At 68.7% G+C, this 16753-nt stretch carries 14 protein-coding genes; 7 read left to right on the forward strand and 7 right to left on the reverse strand.

The features are described 5' to 3' along the window. Positions 1-61: 61 nt before the first annotated feature. Genes ACIBB8_RS26895 through ACIBB8_RS26905 form a run of 3 tightly spaced genes read left to right on the forward strand, consistent with a single transcriptional unit; the run spans position 62 to position 4052 of the window. Positions 62-2161 carry a helix-turn-helix domain-containing protein gene (locus ACIBB8_RS26895; protein WP_398956396.1) on the forward strand — a complete coding sequence of 700 codons (2100 nt, stop codon included), beginning with the start codon at positions 62-64 and terminating at the stop codon, positions 2159-2161. Continuing rightward, positions 2158-3150, forward strand: a complete 993-nt coding sequence (locus ACIBB8_RS26900) for a hypothetical protein (protein ID WP_398956319.1) — start codon at positions 2158-2160, stop codon at positions 3148-3150. The genes ACIBB8_RS26895 and ACIBB8_RS26900 overlap by 4 nt, the downstream gene beginning before the upstream one ends. Then, positions 3147-4052 carry a DUF6339 family protein gene (locus ACIBB8_RS26905; protein WP_398956321.1) on the forward strand — a complete coding sequence of 302 codons (906 nt, stop codon included), beginning with the start codon at positions 3147-3149 and terminating at the stop codon, positions 4050-4052. The genes ACIBB8_RS26900 and ACIBB8_RS26905 overlap by 4 nt, the downstream gene beginning before the upstream one ends. 21 nt (positions 4053-4073) lie before the next feature. Here the strand turns inward: ACIBB8_RS26905 and ACIBB8_RS26910 are convergent, their stop codons facing one another. The 7 genes from ACIBB8_RS26910 to ACIBB8_RS26940 all read right to left on the reverse strand — a co-directional run bounded on the left by ACIBB8_RS26910 (position 4074) and on the right by ACIBB8_RS26940 (position 13482). Continuing rightward, the gene (locus tag ACIBB8_RS26910; protein ID WP_398956325.1) at positions 4074-5303 is read right to left on the reverse strand and encodes a DNA cytosine methyltransferase; all 1230 of its coding nucleotides are present in this window, start codon (positions 5301-5303) and stop codon (positions 4074-4076) included. 55 nt (positions 5304-5358) lie between these two features. Then, entirely contained in the window at positions 5359-6327 is a 969-nt protein-coding gene (locus tag ACIBB8_RS26915) for a DNA cytosine methyltransferase (protein ID WP_398956328.1), read from the reverse strand. Continuing rightward, positions 6324-6776 carry a very short patch repair endonuclease gene (locus ACIBB8_RS26920; protein ID WP_398956330.1) on the reverse strand — a complete coding sequence of 151 codons (453 nt, stop codon included), beginning with the start codon at positions 6774-6776 and terminating at the stop codon, positions 6324-6326. Before ACIBB8_RS26920 ends, ACIBB8_RS26915 begins: the two co-directional genes overlap by 4 nt. 14 nt (positions 6777-6790) lie before the next feature. Beyond that, positions 6791-9709, reverse strand: coding sequence for a Z1 domain-containing protein (locus ACIBB8_RS26925; protein ID WP_398956332.1), 2919 nt, complete (start codon positions 9707-9709; stop codon positions 6791-6793). A 24-nt stretch (positions 9710-9733) separates the two neighbouring features. Then, complete coding sequence (locus tag ACIBB8_RS26930) at positions 9734-11263, reverse strand: ATP-binding protein (protein ID WP_398956334.1); 1530 nt, start codon at positions 11261-11263, stop codon at positions 9734-9736. Positions 11264-11547: 284 nt separating this feature from the next. Then, positions 11548-12054 (reverse strand): DUF6584 family protein, encoded by a 507-nt coding sequence (locus tag ACIBB8_RS26935; RefSeq protein ID WP_366694058.1) that lies wholly within the window; start codon positions 12052-12054, stop codon positions 11548-11550. A gap of 429 nt (positions 12055-12483) precedes the next feature. After that, positions 12484-13482: an SEC-C metal-binding domain-containing protein gene (locus ACIBB8_RS26940; RefSeq protein ID WP_398956337.1), complete on the reverse strand. Its 999-nt coding sequence runs from the start codon at positions 13480-13482 to the stop codon at positions 12484-12486. A gap of 87 nt (positions 13483-13569) precedes the next feature. Here ACIBB8_RS26940 and ACIBB8_RS26945 point away from each other — a divergent pair, with 87 nt between their 5' ends. The 4 genes from ACIBB8_RS26945 to ACIBB8_RS26960 all read left to right on the forward strand — a co-directional run bounded on the left by ACIBB8_RS26945 (position 13570) and on the right by ACIBB8_RS26960 (position 16713). Then, positions 13570-14358: a class E sortase gene (locus ACIBB8_RS26945; RefSeq protein WP_398956339.1), complete on the forward strand. Its 789-nt coding sequence runs from the start codon at positions 13570-13572 to the stop codon at positions 14356-14358. Positions 14359-14454: 96 nt separating this feature from the next. Continuing rightward, a complete protein-coding gene (locus tag ACIBB8_RS26950) occupies positions 14455-14790 on the forward strand; it encodes a DUF6412 domain-containing protein (protein WP_398956342.1) in 336 nt (111 codons plus the stop codon). A gap of 122 nt (positions 14791-14912) precedes the next feature. Beyond that, positions 14913-15683 carry a YidC/Oxa1 family membrane protein insertase gene (locus tag ACIBB8_RS26955; RefSeq protein ID WP_398956344.1) on the forward strand — a complete coding sequence of 257 codons (771 nt, stop codon included), beginning with the start codon at positions 14913-14915 and terminating at the stop codon, positions 15681-15683. Positions 15684-15852: 169 nt separating this feature from the next. After that, positions 15853-16713 carry a fumarylacetoacetate hydrolase family protein gene (locus tag ACIBB8_RS26960; protein ID WP_398956346.1) on the forward strand — a complete coding sequence of 287 codons (861 nt, stop codon included), beginning with the start codon at positions 15853-15855 and terminating at the stop codon, positions 16711-16713. The last annotated feature ends 40 nt before the right edge of the window (positions 16714-16753 follow it).

A 16753-nucleotide genomic window follows, 5' to 3' on the forward strand; every position in this document is an offset into this window, starting at 1 on the left:
CGGTGTACGGTGGGCCCGTGGGCGGTGCGGCAGCTGAGGAGTGGTGACGTTGGACAGCGGCATGGATTTCGGTCCCTGGCTCGCGCGACAGCTCAAACACACGGGCCTGAGCCAGGCTGATCTGGCTCAGCGCATCGGGCTGACGCGAGCGGCGGTATCGGCCTGGATCACCGGGCGGGCGACCCCCCGTGAAGAGACGATCAACAAGATCGCTGAGGCGCTCGGTACGGACCTGGGGACGATTCACACCCGTACCGCGGACACCCTGGCCGGCCTGCCGATCTCCTGGTACCACCGTCCCGGACACGACGACGGCGGGCGCGAGTTCGGGAACGCGGCGGCCTTTGCTTTCCAGGCGGACGTCGGGGTCCTGGCGCGCGAGGCGACCCAGAACAGCCTGGACGAACGTCTCGACCTTGCCCAGCCGGTCCGGGTGCGCTACACGCTGCACGAGTTGAGCGGCGAGGCCCTGGCCCGCTTCCGGGACGAGATCCGCTGGGACGACCTCCTTCCGCACTACGAGGCGGCGGCCGAGCAGGACCAGAAGGTCGGGCGGATGGTCGCTGCCGGATTGCGCGACATGTACGAGCACGATCGACTGGTCCTTCTCCGCATCGACGACTACAACGCCTCCGGGCTGACCGGCGATGACTACGAGACAGGTCGGTTCGCCGCCGTCGTTCGCCGTCAGTTGGACAGCCAGAAGTCGATGAGCGGTGCCGGTGGTTCGTACGGTCTCGGCAAGGCTACGCTCTGGGCCACGAGCCGACTGGGCCTGGTGCTCATGAACTCCACCCTGTCGAAGCCGCACGAAGGGCGCACCGAACGACGACTCATCGGCCGACTCGACCTGCCCTGGCGTGAGGTGGGCGGAAAGGCCTGGGCCGGACCCGCATGGTTCGGCCGTCCCGACCCCGATGCGGACAACGTGAACGTCGCTCGCTCGTGGTGGGCCGACGAGGAGAGTGTCGAGCGTCTCCATCTGTCGCGAGAGAGCGCCGAGGCCGGCACGTCGTTCCTGATCGTCGGTGCCCACGACGTGGCGAGCCTCGCCGAAGGGACCGAGAGTGAAGGCGTCGAGGACGAGGACAGCGTGCATCGGATGCACAACCGACTCCTGGATGCCCTTGGTCGGAACTTCTGGGCGGCTATGACCGGCGGAGGAACGCAACGGCCATTGCTGGAGGCTTCCGTACGGACGCTCCGCAACGGAGTGGAGCTCATCCCCGAGACCCGGGTCGATCCCCGTGTCACCCAACCTTCCCGGACACGTGCGCTGCAGGCATTCCTGGACGGCACGACCGTGGAGCGGCTGACCGAATCCGGGCAGGTCGCCATGGCGACCGTGTCACTCGCCGTGCCGGCATCCGCGGGACGCGGAAACGGCGGTGAGCACCGGGCGGTCGTGCTGGTTACGGAGGCCGAGGATGCCGATGGCAAGCCGAACAGAGTGACGACGATGCGGGGCAACCGCATGACCGTCAAGGTCGGTTGGGTACCCGGCCTGCCCGTCGGGACCAACTCCTTCCAGGCCGTGCTGCTTGCGGGCAACGCGGCGGGCAACGACGCCCCCTTCGCGGATGAGGCCGAGGCGTTCCTCCGGGCCTCCGAACCGCCCGAGCACGACAAGTGGGGACAGACGGAGGAACTGCGGATGCTGTACTCGCCGTCCGCGTACCGCCGGATCACCGGACTCACTACCCAGACGAACAAAGTCGTGCGTGACCTCGTCGCGTTGCCCACCAAGAAGCGCAACGGCGGTTCCGAGCGGCTGCGCAAGCGCCTGGCTGTGGGAGGCCGCAAGGTCGCCCGGCCGACGACGACGGCGGGTCCTCCGACGCTGGAGGAGCTCGACGCCCAGATCGACGGCGACGGCGCGTGGTGCGTCACGGCCGAGGTGAGGATTCCCGCCGGAGGCGACTCGTGGCGCCCCGCACCAGTGGCCAAACTGGATGTGCGCTCGGGGCCCCGACCAGTCTTGGGCTGGTCCGAGCTCGTCGCCGTGCACAACTGTGAAGTGGTCGAAGGCACCATCCACTTCGAGCCCGGCGCGCGCAACGCGACCTTCCGAGGAACCACAGACGTGTCCACGCATCCGGTACGGGCCGTGTTCAGTGGCCTCGTCGTGGAACTCCGTACCGACAAGGGGGGCCAGGCGTGAGGGCCTATCCGTACAAGCGACTTCCCGGCATGGTGTCCCTACGGGTTGACGCCGTTGAACTGCGGGGACCGGGTGAGATCCGGGAACCCCTCGACACCACTGCGTTCTCGTCCATCGAGCAGGTGGTCGCTCCGGGAGTGGCCGAGCGGGACGACTGGGAGAGCGTCCGCCTGAAACTCTCCGCCACCGTCCCGGGCAGAGCGACGGAGCCCGACGGCCCCTGGTCCGACGTGGCGGTCGTTGTCGTACTGAGCGAAGGTGCCACCAACACGCGGATCACGGCCCCCCTGAAGCCCGGCAACGAGGGTGGCCGCCAATGGACGGGCCATCTCGACCTGTGGCGTGCGGACCATCTGGACCGGGCCACGATGTCCCTCCATGTGGTCGCCACTGTCGACGGTGTGCGGGGACGCGAGATCGCCACCTCGGACAAGGACTGGATTGTCGACCTGCAGGCCGAGGCGCCGCTGCGCGAGCGGGAACTCGAAGTCGTCGAAGTCGGTTTCCGAGAAGGGCCGGAGTGGCTGCGTCGCTTCCGGGAAGTGCCCTGGATCGTCGACACGTCCGGCGACCTTCCCGTCGTCCACATGAATACCGATTTCGAAGGAGTCGCCGATCTTGTCGGCGGCAACAGCACGTTGGTCGACAACCTGGTTCGAGACCTGCTGATCGCCCAGATGTGTACAGACGTGTGGACCGCCGTCTTCCACACCGCCATCGGTGACCTGGAGATCGAGGACGACGGAACGCCGCTGTTCCCCCGGGACTGGCGTGGCGAGGTACTCCGAGAGATGCTGCCCGACGTTGTGCCCGACCGCCCCCTGGAGGAGTCTCTGCGCGAGGTTCACCGTCGGCGGACCGGAACGTCCGGTTGGACTGATCTCCAACCCCGCATTCACTACGCCGCGACGCGCAGGGCGGAAGTACCCAAGGCCCTGACCGCCACCATTCGTGGCCTGGACCGCATCCACCGGGGGACCGACGCATGACCGACAAGCCGAACCATCTGCCGGAACGCCTGGCGTTGCTTGCGGACCTTAACGCGGCGCAGTACCTCACTGAAGGACTGCTCGCCGGCAAGGAAGACGTCCCTGCCATAGCGCTCAACAAGATCACCGAACCTCTGCCGCACGCGGAGGAGAGCCGCGCCGAGCTGGAGCCGGTGCGTGATCTGGTCGACGACGCCATGCACGGGTTCCGCGACGGGAAGGTGACAGCTGCTGATGCTTGGCTCGCTCCTCGACTCCACGCGACGCTGAGGCTCAGCCGCCGCGAGGCCGCCGACCGCAGGTTCTGGAATTACCTGGCTCTGGGCGTCGCCCCCGACTACGTCGTCTGGCGACACCTGTCCGAGCCGAAGAAGGACGGGGACCTGCCGAAGGTCGCCTCCACCCGGTTTCGCGGCCCCGCGTACACCCAGGCGTTCGCCCGGCTGTGGTGGGCGGCCGAACTGTTCCGCGACGGTTCCGACTACGCGCCGGTGGCGACCGTCTGCGCGCACCAGGACATGCTCAATACCGTTCTACGGCTCGATGCGATCGACCACCGGCCGACCGCACAGGCGATGGTGCGGCTGATCGAGCGCGCCACGGTGAGGACCGGCAGGGAGATCAACGCCTTGGCGGCAGCGATCAACGCGTCCGCGGCCACGCTCATGTACGACGTCGTCGCCCCCGACGCGGAACGGGACGGCAGGCCGCTGCGGGCGTGGATCGAGGCAGCCGAGTCGGCGCCGGCTGTGCCGCGCAGAGCGCTTCCGGAAGGTCCGGACGAGGAGAGGACGCCGGAGACCTCGGTGGCCGTACTCGCCGACCACTTCGCGGAGCTCTTCGCCGAGGTCCCCGTACGCGGAAAGGTGGCCGCCGACGACACGAAGGCCGACGAGGTCTGACACCTGGGCCCGTCGAAGGCCTCAGGCGTACTCGGCCTCGTCCGTGGCCGGGTCCTCGGGCTTCCAGTCCTTCAGCAATGCGTACCACTTCTCCTGCGGCGGTTCGCGCAGGAGCGCCATGCTGAGGATGTGGAGCGAGAGGCGAGGCGGGATGGCGTTGCCGATCTGTTGGGCCACGTCGGTGGATCGCCAGGGATAGGCGACGGGAAAGGACTGGAGCAGCCCGGCTTCCGGGAACGTCAGGCGATCCAGCTCCTCACCGACCTCCTTCGCACCCGACTCGCCTTCCTTCAGCAGGAAGAGACGGTTGCGCCGTACCTTGCCGGTGATCGTCGGCGCGGGATCCACGGAATTGCGACGCCCCCGCTTCTTGGGGTCGCCGCCGGAGCCGTAGTTGGAGACCATGACGAATTCATAGGGACGCGTCGCAGCGAGAGCATCCCCCATGGACACCCACGGCTTGATCTCCCCATCGCCGTGGGGGGTCGGAAACAGCGAACCGTCCCGGTGGTCATCCTTTGCCGTCAGTCGTTCGGCGCCCTTCCTGTACCGCTGGTGGGTCGCTTCCGGGAACCGGACCTTCCGGCGCTCGTTCCCCGGGTCGTACTGCGCGATCAGTACGGCACGCCGTCGCGTCTGCGGGACACCGAAGTCCTCGGAGTGCAGGACGTGGGCGTCGGCGGCGTAACCGGTCCGCCGGAGGATCTCGGCGTAGTGCTTCCACACCGGCAACACGGTAGGCACCTGCTCCAGGACGACCACTTCGTACGGCCTGCCGCGCTTGAGCTTGGCCTCCATGATCCAGCGCAGGGGCTGGAGCACGAATCCCGTGCGCTCGTCGGACATGAGGTCCGTCTCGGCCTTGACCTCTTTCCATGCGGCGTCGAACGAAGCCGCATCCTCATGGTCGGCCAGGCGCGTGGCCAGGCGCAGCACGTCGTCCAGGGCCTTGTGGCCCTTCCGACTGCCTGCGACGGAGAAGGACTGGCACGGCGGCCCACCGGTGAGCACCGTCGCCTCGACGACCGAGGGGTCGCACGGCCCGAGCGCGGCGACATCCTTCACTTCGGTGGTCAGGAGACCGGCCGCCGCCCGCGTCCTGCGCGTGGCGGAGTCCCACTCGACACCGATGCTCTCCACGCCCTCGTGCTGCATGATCGTGGCGGCGATATCAAGACCGCCGGGCCCCGCGAAGAGATCGACGATCCCGAATCGCGCAGGCCGAAGTGAGGGGTGAGGTGGGCGGGTCATGGTGCCAAAGTGTAGCCGGCGTTCAAGATCACTCCGTCCGGTACTTCTGGGTCGGTCATTCCGTTCCAGGTCGTGCGGTCAGGGCGGCCGAGATGGCCCGTCCGAGTGCTGTCCCGACCGGCGGGGGAGAGGCGTGTCCGATCTGCCGGTAGCGAGCGGTCTTCCTCCCGGCGAACTGCCATTCCGGGGGGAATGCCTGCAGAAGGGCCGTCTGTGAGTCCGTGAGTTTGATCATTGCCGAAGGGTCGTCGTCCGGGCCGGGTACCTCGTCGGCGAGAGCCCCGCCATTGACCCCCATGCGTTCCCAGGCCTTCTTTGTTCCCGTGGGCCCCAGATCGGCGCCTCCGCGGTTGTCCGAGCCGCCCACCAGGGTCGGAGCGACGCTCACGGCCCGAGCAGCCCAGGCATCCGCGCCGGACCAACCACGAGCGGCCATGGACCGGCGCAATGCTCGGCCGACCGGGACGTGGCTCTCGACCGTCGGCGTCGGCGGCCGGAAGGCGTCGAAGTACCGCTCCTTCAACGCGACGAGCAGCCCCTGCTTACGGTCCTGCGGTACGCCGAAGTCGGCGGCGTTGAGTACGAACCAGCCGAACCGGTATCCGAGGTGTTCCAGTTCCTTGCGGATGAACTCGCGAGCGGACTCGAACTCCGGGGCATCGACCAGTCCCGGCACGTTCTCGATGAGCAGAGCGCGCGGCTGGACGGAGTGGGTCAGAAGGACCGCAGCCTCCAGAAGGCGTAGTTCCTCCTCGGTCTCGGCCCTCGCCGCGGTCGCGCTGGACTTCACGCGCGGCAGCCCTGCCGACAGCAGGTCGACGTCGTACGTCTCCGGGTGCTCGTCCGGAACGAAATCCAGAAGGTCCATCTCCAGAACCCGCCACGCCGGCCGGTTCAGACGAAGCGTCTCGCATGCCACCGGCTTGCTGTCCAACAGCAGCACAGGTTCGAAGCCGGCCCCCTCAAGCCCCAGGGCTAATCCGCCGGCCCCAGCGCACACGTCGACAAACCGCAGCTTGCTCATAGATCCCCACCCTTGTGTTGTGCCCGGCGCCTGCGCCGCTCCCGGTCGACAGCTGCGGCCACCTGCTCGGCGACTCCGGCAGCGGGAGCGTGTTCCCAGAACCGCAGCACCGTCCACCCGGCCGCGGTCAGATGCTCGGTCGTTTCCAGATCCCGAGCCATGTTCCGATCCAGCTTCTTCCGCCACCACTCGGAGTTCGCCCTCGGTTGCGTTGCGTGCTCGGGGCAGCCGTGCCAGAAGCATCCGTCAATCATCACTGCCACCTTGGCCCGAGTGAAGGCGATGTCGATGGTCCGGCGGGACATGCCCGGCACCTTCTCGTTGATCCGATAGCGGTAGCCCGCGGCATGCAGCAGCTTCCGGACCGCCACCTCGGGGGCGGTGTCGCGGCTCGCTTGGCGGCTCATCCGGGCGGAGACCCCGGGGGACGAAGGTTTGGCCGTGCTCATCACTGCCCAGTCTCCTACGCCCCGCTGCTCTGACGATCAACGATTGCGGAATCCCTTCGACCCGAATCGATGGTCCGGAAGCGCAGGAGGCTCCTCTCACCGCCGGTCGACGCCTTCGGGGCGACCAGAGAGAACGCCATGACCAGGTGCCGGGGATCGATAGCCCCGTCGTCGGACAGGCGCGGTTCGTCCTCGACCACGGGATACAGGACCAGGACCCCGCGCCGCTCCCGTACCAACTTCTCGACCGAGGGGTCCCCGGAGTCGTTCAGGGCGCCCGCAACTCGCAGGGCGACTCCGCGGTGCTTCGGTTCGCTGATCGCGCCGAAGAGGTCGCCGCGGCGACGGCTGCGGTGCGCGAGCGTGAGCGGGCGGGAGCCGAGGACCGTTGCCGCAGCGCCGCGGTCCGAGGTCTGCTGCGGGACGACCACGAGCCAGTCGTCGATGCCCGGGCCGGAATCGGCGACCGCAACGAGCGACTCCAGGTGCGGTGAGAACAGTGAGGGAGCGGACCATCGCAGATCGCACAGGATCTGCAGCAGCGCGGTGTGATCGAGGGTGCCGAGCAGAGCCTCGTAACTGTCGCTGCGGCCGTGCTCGGGGGAGGAGCAGCTCACCGTGACGGGTGTGGGGTCGAGCGAGTCCAGGACCGGGCGCCAGGCTTCCACGTTGTGGCGGAGGTCATCGGGATTCGTCGGATACGCCGTCGGCTCGACCCATTCCCCCGGTGACCGGATCTCCACCAGCTCCGCGTTGAACATCTTGTTCCGACCGCTCGGCTTGATCCATGGCAGGTGCTGGGACACCAGCGGCGGGATCTGGGCCGGGGTGACCTGTGGCTTGCCGTCGACCAGTTCCGCGTAGCGCGACAGCTGGGAGCGGAAGGTTTCCTCGTCGCGGCAGATCGCCTCGAAGGCCTCGTACAGGTCGACCGTCTGCGTCTTGGTCAGTGGCTCCTCGCGGCCGATGTAGAGGCGGACAAGGTCGCGATAGCCGGGCCGGAAGCCGAACCAGCGGCCCATCTGCATCAGGGTGTCGGCCTGGCGGGTGGTGCGGCGGTAGTAGGTGACCGTGAGGCCCTCTACGGTGAAGCCGCGGGACAGTTTCGTGCCGCCGACGAGGATCTTCCAGACGTTCGGTGTGCGGTCGAAGTCCAGATCGATCTGGGAGAAGTAGCGGTCCGTGTCGCCGTTGACGACGATGACGGGGGACCCGCCCGACGACACGCGTTGAAGCGTGGGGGAGATGTACGGCTTGAGTTCGGCGTACGAATCGGGGGTGGGTGGACCGTCGGTCGCGTACGTGCGGAAGTCGGCTCCGAACAGGGCTTCCAGGCGGTCGTGCCCCTCACGGGACATGTATCCGGCGTTGCTCCACATCGTCTTGATGCGTGCGGCGAGATCCGCGTGGTCGTCCATCTTCACGGACTCGTGCACCAGCATCGTGTGGTGACGGAACGGGCCTTCCGAGACACCGCGGTCGGCGCGGTACAGCTTCAGGGCGCCCGTGAGGACGAACGCGTCCATCGCCTCCTGGAGGCGGTCGCTTGTGCCCTCGTATATCCCGCGTACGTGGGTCTCCTCGGCCGCGCCCTCCCCCTCCAGGTCGTGGAAGTCCTGCACGCCCATGTAGCCGACCGGCCGCGGCAGGGAGATCAGGAAGTCGCGCGGGAAGATGTCCTCGCCGTCGCTCGGGTCGATGAAGACGTTCGCGAACGGGGTGGCGGTGTAGCCGACGTACTGAGCGCGGGGGAGCAGGCCCAGGAGCTGGGAGATTAGTCCGTTGATCGCCGTGCGCTGGATCTGGCCCGACTCCCACTTCTTCGGGTCGGACGTGTTCACGGATGCCTGGTCGGACTCGTCGTCGATGATCAGGGTGGGGATCTCGCGGAGGATCGGACCGATCTTCTTGAGGTCCTTGACCAGGTTCGTCAGGACGGACTTGTTCTTCTTGACGACCATGACGCGGGCGGCCGCGCGATGCAGGTTCTCGGGGACGTACAGCGGGAGGTGCGGTTCGCGCTTCTCGATCTCCAGGGCGCGGATGCCCTGCAGAAGGCTGCGGTAGTCGTTGTCCCGGGTGGTGAGCCGCTCGATGTTGAACGGCCGGTGGCCGTGGCTGACGAACTTCTCCGGCCAGTCCTCGTCGTCCTGGTAGTCGATGCCGACCAGGGCATCGAGGTCCGACGGGTCGGCGCCGCGCAGGATGTTCTCCTGGCCGATCAGTTCCATGTCCAGGCGGCGCTGGGTCTGGCCCCGGAGGAGGTTCAGGGTGCCGCCGAGGACGATGACCAGGCGGTAGCCGGCGTCGATGGCTTTTGCCGTGACTCCGGTGAAGTTGGCGGTCTTTCCCGACTGGACGTAGCCGACGACCAGGCCGCGAGCGCCGTACGCCTCGGTGCGGGTGGGGTCGGAGAGGCGTTCGACCACGGCATGGCTTGCCTCGTCGAGGCTGGAGACGGCCGCGTCCGACCAGCCCTTGCGGCGCAGGAGTTGCTCGTACGAGTTCCAGTAGAAGGAACGGGCGGCGGCGGCGTCGCGGGAGTACCAGGACGTGAAGTCCTTGCTGATGACCGTCGCGCCGGGCTCCTTGAACACCGGTACCGCCTGGTCCAGCGCCTTGCGCAGGTCGGGTCCGAAGCCGAGGCGGGCATAGGTGTCCGCGCGGCGCTCGTCGGTGCGGGCGGCGGCGGTCGACCAGTCCGCGTGTTCCGCGAGGTCCCAGGCGGTCAGGGTGCGGTGCCAGAGTGCCGTGAGTTCGTCGCCGGGGCCCGCTGCGACGATACGGTCCCGGAAGTGGCCGAAGTCCGTGTCGGCGGGTTCCTCTGCCTCGGACAGGACGAAGGCGAGTTTGGCGAAGGCCTTGGGGCCGCGGCGCATTGCGGCCAGGACGTCGCCGTGCAGGTTGTAGAGGTGATCCGCAGCGTCAGTCATGGCGTAAGGGCTCTTTTCAGCGGGTCAGCGGGAGAGTTCGCAGCGGGCGGCGGTCACCAGGACGCTGTTCCACAGCGCCAAGTTGTCGGTGTGGACGGCCCGCACCCGTTCCTTCTGGAAGATCTCGTTGACCATGAGGTAGAGCATGCTCTTGACGACCGGAGCGTCGTTCAGACCGCCGCGGCGGCCTCCGTTGAAGGCCAGCCGGTACTCCTTGTTGAGCCTGACCTCCCGCTCCTCCCGGTCGAGTTCGAAGAAGACCTCCGACGGCAGCGTGTCCCAGCGGAAGGTGATCGGGTCCTCGCCGTCCAGTTCCGGCAGTTCGTCCCGCAGGGCCCGCTTCAGTTTCGGGTCGAGGCCCTTGCCGGCCGGGATGACGGCCTTGCGGGTCGGTTCGGTGGAGCGGCGGGCCGCCTCCCGGTACGTCGTCTCTGCTTCCTGGAGGTACGCGGCGAACGTGTGGCCCTTGTCGTCGGTGGCCTGTTCGAGACCGCGGGCGAAGGCGGGCGTGACCGTCACGCCGTCCTTCTTCACCGTGAGGCTGAAGACGTCGTTCGGTTCGGTCGGCAGGTCCACGGCGATCCGGGCCAGGGCGAGGTGGCCCTCGGCGCTGCGGGTGCTGTTCCAGCCGCCCGCCTGGACGAGCCGGTCGTTGCGGTAGATGTAGAAGCCCTGGCGTTCGGCGAGCGGACCGATGCCGCGGAAGCTGACCAGCGGCGACTTCGGCGGCCAGACGTGCGCGGTCAGCGTGAGTTCGCCGACGCCCTCGATCGGTGCGGTGTACGTACGGGGGTAGCCGGCCCGGCCCGGCACCCGGTAGCCGAACGGGTCGAGCGGCTCCACGCCGCGGTGGTCGAGCTCCTCCTTGGTCCGCACGTCCTCGACGACGATGTCGACGTTGAAGCCCTCGCGGGCCAGGAAGCGGTGCAGATAGAGGCCGAGGTGGGTCTCCAGCTTCTCGATCGCGTCATTGAGGAACCGGTCGGCCTGACCGGTCGTCACCGTGTCGAAGGCCCGGACGTGGTCCCAGCGGACGATCGTGCCGTGCCACTCGACGATTCCGTCGTAGCGGTCGACGAGGTCCTGGCAGTAGCGGGGATCGACGACGTCGCACGTGAAGTCGGCCTGGGCGCGGGCTGTCAGCCAGCGGCGGCCGGTGGACGGGCTGCGCTTGGTCCGGCTGATGACGGTGAGCGAATCGGCGTGCGAGAGCGATGCGGCCTTGAGACCCGCCCCGAAGTGGCCGAGTGCGCTCTTGGCGTACCCCTCGCGGCCGCCGACTGTCATCGCGGTGTCCAGCGCCTCGTCGTTCATGCCGCATCCGTCATCGATGACGAGCAGGCTGACGAGGCGGTCCTCGTCCCGGAGAAAGCTGATGACGACGTTTCGGGCGCCCGCGTCGATGGAGTTGTCGACCAGGTCGGCTATGGCCGCCTCGAAGCCGTAACCCTGGTGCGTCAGCGACTCGACATAACGGGCGGCGGGCGGAAGCCGCTTGCTGCCGGTCGTCGGGATCTCGTACTGCCAGTCGCCGGAAGGCTGATAGGGCGTCATGAAGGCTTCCTCGCGCGCACAGAGCTGAGACCTGCGCGGGGGAGGTACGGCCCTGAGATCAGTGGATTGAATGTGATGATATTGCAAAGGTGGGGCCTTGAGGGAGTCTTCCCGGAGGCGGATCCGTGGCGCCGAACAACGGGCGCCGAAGGATCGAACCGGGTCGCCCTGGGTCCTATTCGCCAACCGCTCCATCGATCGCCTGGCGGAGCTGGTCCGCGTGGCCGTTGTGGCGCGCGTAGGGAACCTTGAGCGGCGCCCCCCACAGTCCCCGGCGAACTGAGTCAGTCAAAGAGGGCAACGAGTCCGTTCACCCAGATCGCGAGGAACGCAAGGACCGCCACCAGGCATCCGGCCCCTGCCAGGAAGTCGGCAAAAGCGTTTCCCCTGCTGTCTTCCTTCCAGTCAGATGGGACCGTGTCCCAGTCGACGGGGCGTCCCATGGCATCGGAGCAGGCTGCTCGTACTGCTGCCAATTGCTCTCTGGCGAAGGCCGATGGGGCAAGCGACTCAGGCCCATGCCAGGCAAGTGCCCGCATGCGCTGCGGAGCTGTGGGGTATCTCGCCTCGAAGGCGGAGGTCTCAGCTGCGTCCCGGTCCTGTTCGAAGTACATCCAGCGGCCCGCTTCCGCAGGCTCTCCGTACAGGCGGTACACCTCGGCCAGGCGGCGGCGAAGCATCAGGTCGTTCGGAAAGGACGACACCAACCCGCGCAGGCGCTGGCGCGCGACGGGAACCCGGCCGGCGGCCAGGTCCGCGTCGACTCGGGCAAGGGTGTCTCTCAGCGGCATAAGTGCATGATCGGGTACCGCAGTGACCGTCGGCCACCTGGTTTTGTCGCTCAGCCCTCGCTCTTCCCGGGCCAAGGGCAGTGAGATCGACTGAACTTCACTGAGGCGGGACACCACCAGTTACGGGACAGCCCTTAGGAAGGCGATATCGATCGTGCGGCGAGGCATTCCTGGCACGGGTACGTGAAGGCGACAGTGGAGCCCCGCTGCGTAGAGGAGCTTCCGCAGCGCCACCTCGGACGCGGTGTTCCGGCTCAACTGCCGACTCATCCGGGCAGAAACGGCAGCGGACAAAGGATGCACCGTGGTCATAAGCGAGCTTCTCACTTTGTCGGCTAGGAACCGGCTACGAGGTGTAGGGGAAGGGCCCCGATCCGGGGTGGCGGATTCGACGGGGCCCTTCAACAGCGCTGCGGCCTTCCTATGTTGCTACGCCGCCCCGTGGCACTCCCGGTACGCCCGACCCGACCCGCACCAGCACGCCGCGCTCCGGGCCGGCGGCCACGGGACCGCGCGGCCGCGGGCCGCGAGGGTGGTGGCGTACTGGGGGAGGAGGTCCGGGTCGGACGGCGACGCGGCCTCCGAGGCGGCGAAGGCCTCGTACGACGGAACCGTGCCGGTGACGATGCCGAGGTTCGGGGTCCCTGCCGCGTGCAGGTCGCGGAGCGAGGCTTCCAGGCGGGCCAGGTGCTCGGGGTGGGACGGGTACTCGGCGCGCAGGGCCGGGTACGCGGTCAGGAGCTCGTCGAGTTCCGCCGCCGTCCAGTGCAGGACCGCCACCGGGAACGGGCGGGACAGAGCCGTGCGATAGGTGCCCAGTTCCGCGCGGAGGCGGATGATCTCGGCCTGGAGCTCGTCAGGGTCGGACGAGCCCAGCGCCCACAGGCGCTTCGGGTCGTGGAGCTCGTCCAGCGGGACCGTGGCGCTGTGGAGGGTGTCGGCGAGCTCGTCCCAGGCGTCGTGGCCGAGGCCCATCAGACGTCGTACCCGGTGGCGGCCGAACAGCAGGGACTGGGTGACGTACGGGACTTCCTCGCCCGGAGCCAGGAGCAGGGTCAGCGCGGCCGAGAAGAAGTCGTGCGCCGACTCCAGCTCGTCGTGCGATTCGAGGGTCTCGGCCGCGATCCTCCAGGCGGCCGCTTCGCGCGGTCCCGCCGCGCGGAGGCCGTCGATGATCGCGCGGGCCTCCGCCTCGTGACCGTACTCCCAGAGATTCGCTGCCTTGAGGGCCTTGATCAGGGACGGTTCGGCGGGATCGGCGGCGAGCAGTTCGTCGTAGAGGGTGGTGGCGCGGGGGCGCTGGTCGGCGAGCTCCAGGTGGGCCGCGGCGCGCAGGAGCAGCGGCTCCCGGTCGTCGGGGTACTGCGCCGCGGTGCGCAGCAGGCGCTCGGCTTCGGCGATGTGGTCGGCAGGCGTGTCGGGGCGCATGAACCACACCGTACTGCTGTACGGCTACTGGGCGGAGGGTTGTTCCGGCCCTGGTGAGTTACGGGTCGTGCCCTTATCGTGCGGGCCGTGAGGGAGCGGATACCGGTCGCGGTGCAGCGGAACCCGCGTGGGCGGCGCGTCGCCGCGCGTGGGCTGTGGACCGGCGCCGAGGCGGTCGTGACCCTGGGTGTCGTGCTGCTGCTTCTCGTCGTCCATCAGCTGTGGTGGACCAACCGGCAGGCCCGGGCGGGAGCCGAGGACCAGGTGCGGGCCCTGGAGCAGGAGTGGGGCCGGGGCACGGACGGCGGCGGACAGCCGGTGGAGCCCTCGGAGGGCGGGGACGGGGACGACGGCTCGGCCCCGGTGTCGCGGGGTGGTGGTGGCGGGAGCGGGCGTACGGCGGCTGCGGCGCGCGTGCCTCGCCGGGATCAGGCGTACGCCGTCATCCGCATCCCGCGCCTCGGGCTCACCGCCCCGGTCGCCCAGGGCATCAGCAAGAGCGGCGTCCTCGACAAGGGGTACGTCGGGCACTACCCGCGCAGCGTGCAGCCCGGCGGTGCCGGGAACTTCGCGCTCGCCGGGCACCGCAACACGCACGGCGAACCGTTCCGGTACATCAACCGGCTGCGCCGGGGTGACCGGATCACCGTCGAGACCCGGGAGCGGGTGTACACGTACGTCGTCGACAAGACGCTGTCCCGGACGTCGCCGCGGGACAGCGGAGTGATCGCCGCCGTTCCGCGCAGCAATGTGCGGCCCCACGTCGGGTACCGCGAGCCCGGTGCCTACGTGACGCTGACCACGTGCACCCCCGAGTTCACCTCCCGGTACCGGCTCGTCGTGTGGGGGAGGCTGACGGGAGCGAGGGGGCGGTAGGCCCCCGTCTGACCCCGACCGGCTCACGGAGTCATCGTGTATAAAAAATGGAGGGCCGAACGAGCGAGCCCACCGGACCGAGCGGGGGAGGGATCGATGAGCAGCGGTATCGACAACCACCTGCACGGTGGCATCGCCCGCCTCCCCCGGCCCCTCGGAATCCTGCTCTTCCTGGTCACCGAGGTTCTCCTCGCCGAGGGCGGCAGCCTCTCCGCGGCGGTCGCGCTCGCCGCCACCGCCGCCGTCGGTTCCGCGCTCGTCGCGTGTTCGGTCATGAGCGCACGCTGCGCCGCCCCGGTGCCCCGCACCCGGGTCCGTACCGCCATGCGCGACCGCGAGAAACGCACCGCGTTCCTGCCGCAGCGCGATCCCGATGCCAAGGGGCGCAGGCGGCCCCGAGCCCCCGGCCGTGCCCTCCTGACGGCCGCGTAGGGACTTCGTACCTTTCTCAGCCCGAGCACCCGTACGTGTGCTCGGGCATGCCCCACGCGGGTCGTCATGCCGAGCCAGAGCGTCCTTCTCCCGGCACGACGAGACCCCCGGAGGGCTCATCCATGTCCACGATCATGTCCGCTTTCGCCACCCTGGTCGGCTCCTTCGCCGACCTGCTGCACCCGCTCTTCCAGGGCGCGGCCACTGCCGCCGCGATCGTCCTCCTCACCGCGCTCGTGCGACTCGCCGTGCACCCCCTCTCGCGGGCCGCGGCGCGTGGGCAGAAGGCCCGCACCAAGCTCCAGCCGCAGATCGCCGAGTTGCGCAAGAAACACGCCAAGAACCCCGAGCGCATGCAGAAGGCGCTCATGGAGCTGCACCGGGAGGAGAACGTCTCGCCGCTGTCCGGCTGCCTGCCCAGCCTCATGCAGATGCCCGCCTTCTTCCTCCTGTATCACGTCTTCTCCAGTCCGACGATCGGTGGCAATTCCAACGAACTGCTCAGCCACGATCTCTTCGGCGCCCCGCTCGGCGGGCACTGGCACGAGGCGCTCGCGGCCGGCGGACCGTTCGGCGCCCAGGCCGTCGTCTATCTCGGCCTCTTCGCGATCGTCACCGTCGTCGCCACGTTCAACTACCGCCGTACGAAGCGCCAGCTCGCGGCCGCCCCGGCCACCCCCGCCACCGGTCCCGACGGAAAGCCGGCGCCGGGCATGGGCATGATGACGAAGCTGATGCCGCTGATGTCCTTCTTCACGCTCTTCTCGGTGGCGTACGTGCCGCTTGCCGCCGCGCTCTACATCGTCACGAGCACCACCTGGACCGCGGTCGAGCGCACCGTTCTCTACCGCGACATGCCGGCCGCGGGCGTCGCCGTGGCCAGCGTGGCGTAACGGCCTCCCCCACGGCAGTGGGAGGCCGTTACGCCGGCGGGGCGAGTGCACCGGTCCAGTGTGTGAACAGGGCCTTGCAGAGTGATCCGATGTCTTGGAGGATCGGCCAGGCCTGCGATGGCCGCCACCCATCCGACGGGCCCGATCTCGACCAAGGGGAGAAAGACCGTTGAAGCTGCTTCGTGTGGGTACGGCAGGTGCGGAACGACCGGCGCTGCTGGACCGGGACGGAACCCTGCGTGACCTGTCGGGAATCGTCACCGACATCGACAGCGCCCTGCTCGCCGACGAGTCCGCGCTGGCGCGGGTACGGGCCGCCGCGGCCGCGCCCGGCGAGCTGCCCGCACTCGACGCCGAGGGGCTGCGGGTCGGGCCGCCGCTCGCCCGCATCGGCAAGATCGTGTGCATCGGGCTGAACTACCACGACCACGCCACCGAGACCGGAGCGGCGATTCCGGCCGAACCGATCCTCTTCTTCAAGGCGCCGGACACCGTCGTCGGACCCGAGGACACGGTGCTGGTGCCGCGCGGCAGCGTCAAGACCGACTGGGAGGTCGAGCTCGCCGTCGTCATCGGCCGTACCGCGCGTTACCTGGACTCCGCCGAGGAGGCGCTCGGCCACGTCGCCGGGTACGCGGTCGCGCACGACGTCTCCGAGCGCGAGTTCCAGATCGAGCGCGGCGGCACCTGGGACAAGGGCAAGAACTGCGAGACGTTCAACCCGCTGGGGCCATGGCTCGTGACGGCCGACGAGGTCTTGGACCCGCAGGCGCTGCCGCTGAAGCTCTGGGTCAACGGCGAGCTGAAGCAGAACGGCACGACCGCCGACCAGATCTTCCCGGTGGGCGAGGTGGTCCGCTACCTCAGCCAGTTCATGACGCTGTACCCGGGCGATGTCATCAACACCGGTACGCCCGCGGGCGTGGCCTTGGGGCAGCCCGATCCCAAGCCGTATCTGCGGGCGGGGGATGTCGTCGAGCTGGAGATCGAGGGGCTGGGGCGGCAGCGGCAGGAGCTGAAGGACGCGTAGCCGTCGCGTAAAGGTCGGAGGGGTGGGTGCCGCTGGTGCG

Origin of the sequence: Streptomyces sp. NPDC051286, from assembly GCF_044455345.1 — a bacterium.
GTDB lineage: Bacteria > Actinomycetota > Actinomycetes > Streptomycetales > Streptomycetaceae > Streptomyces.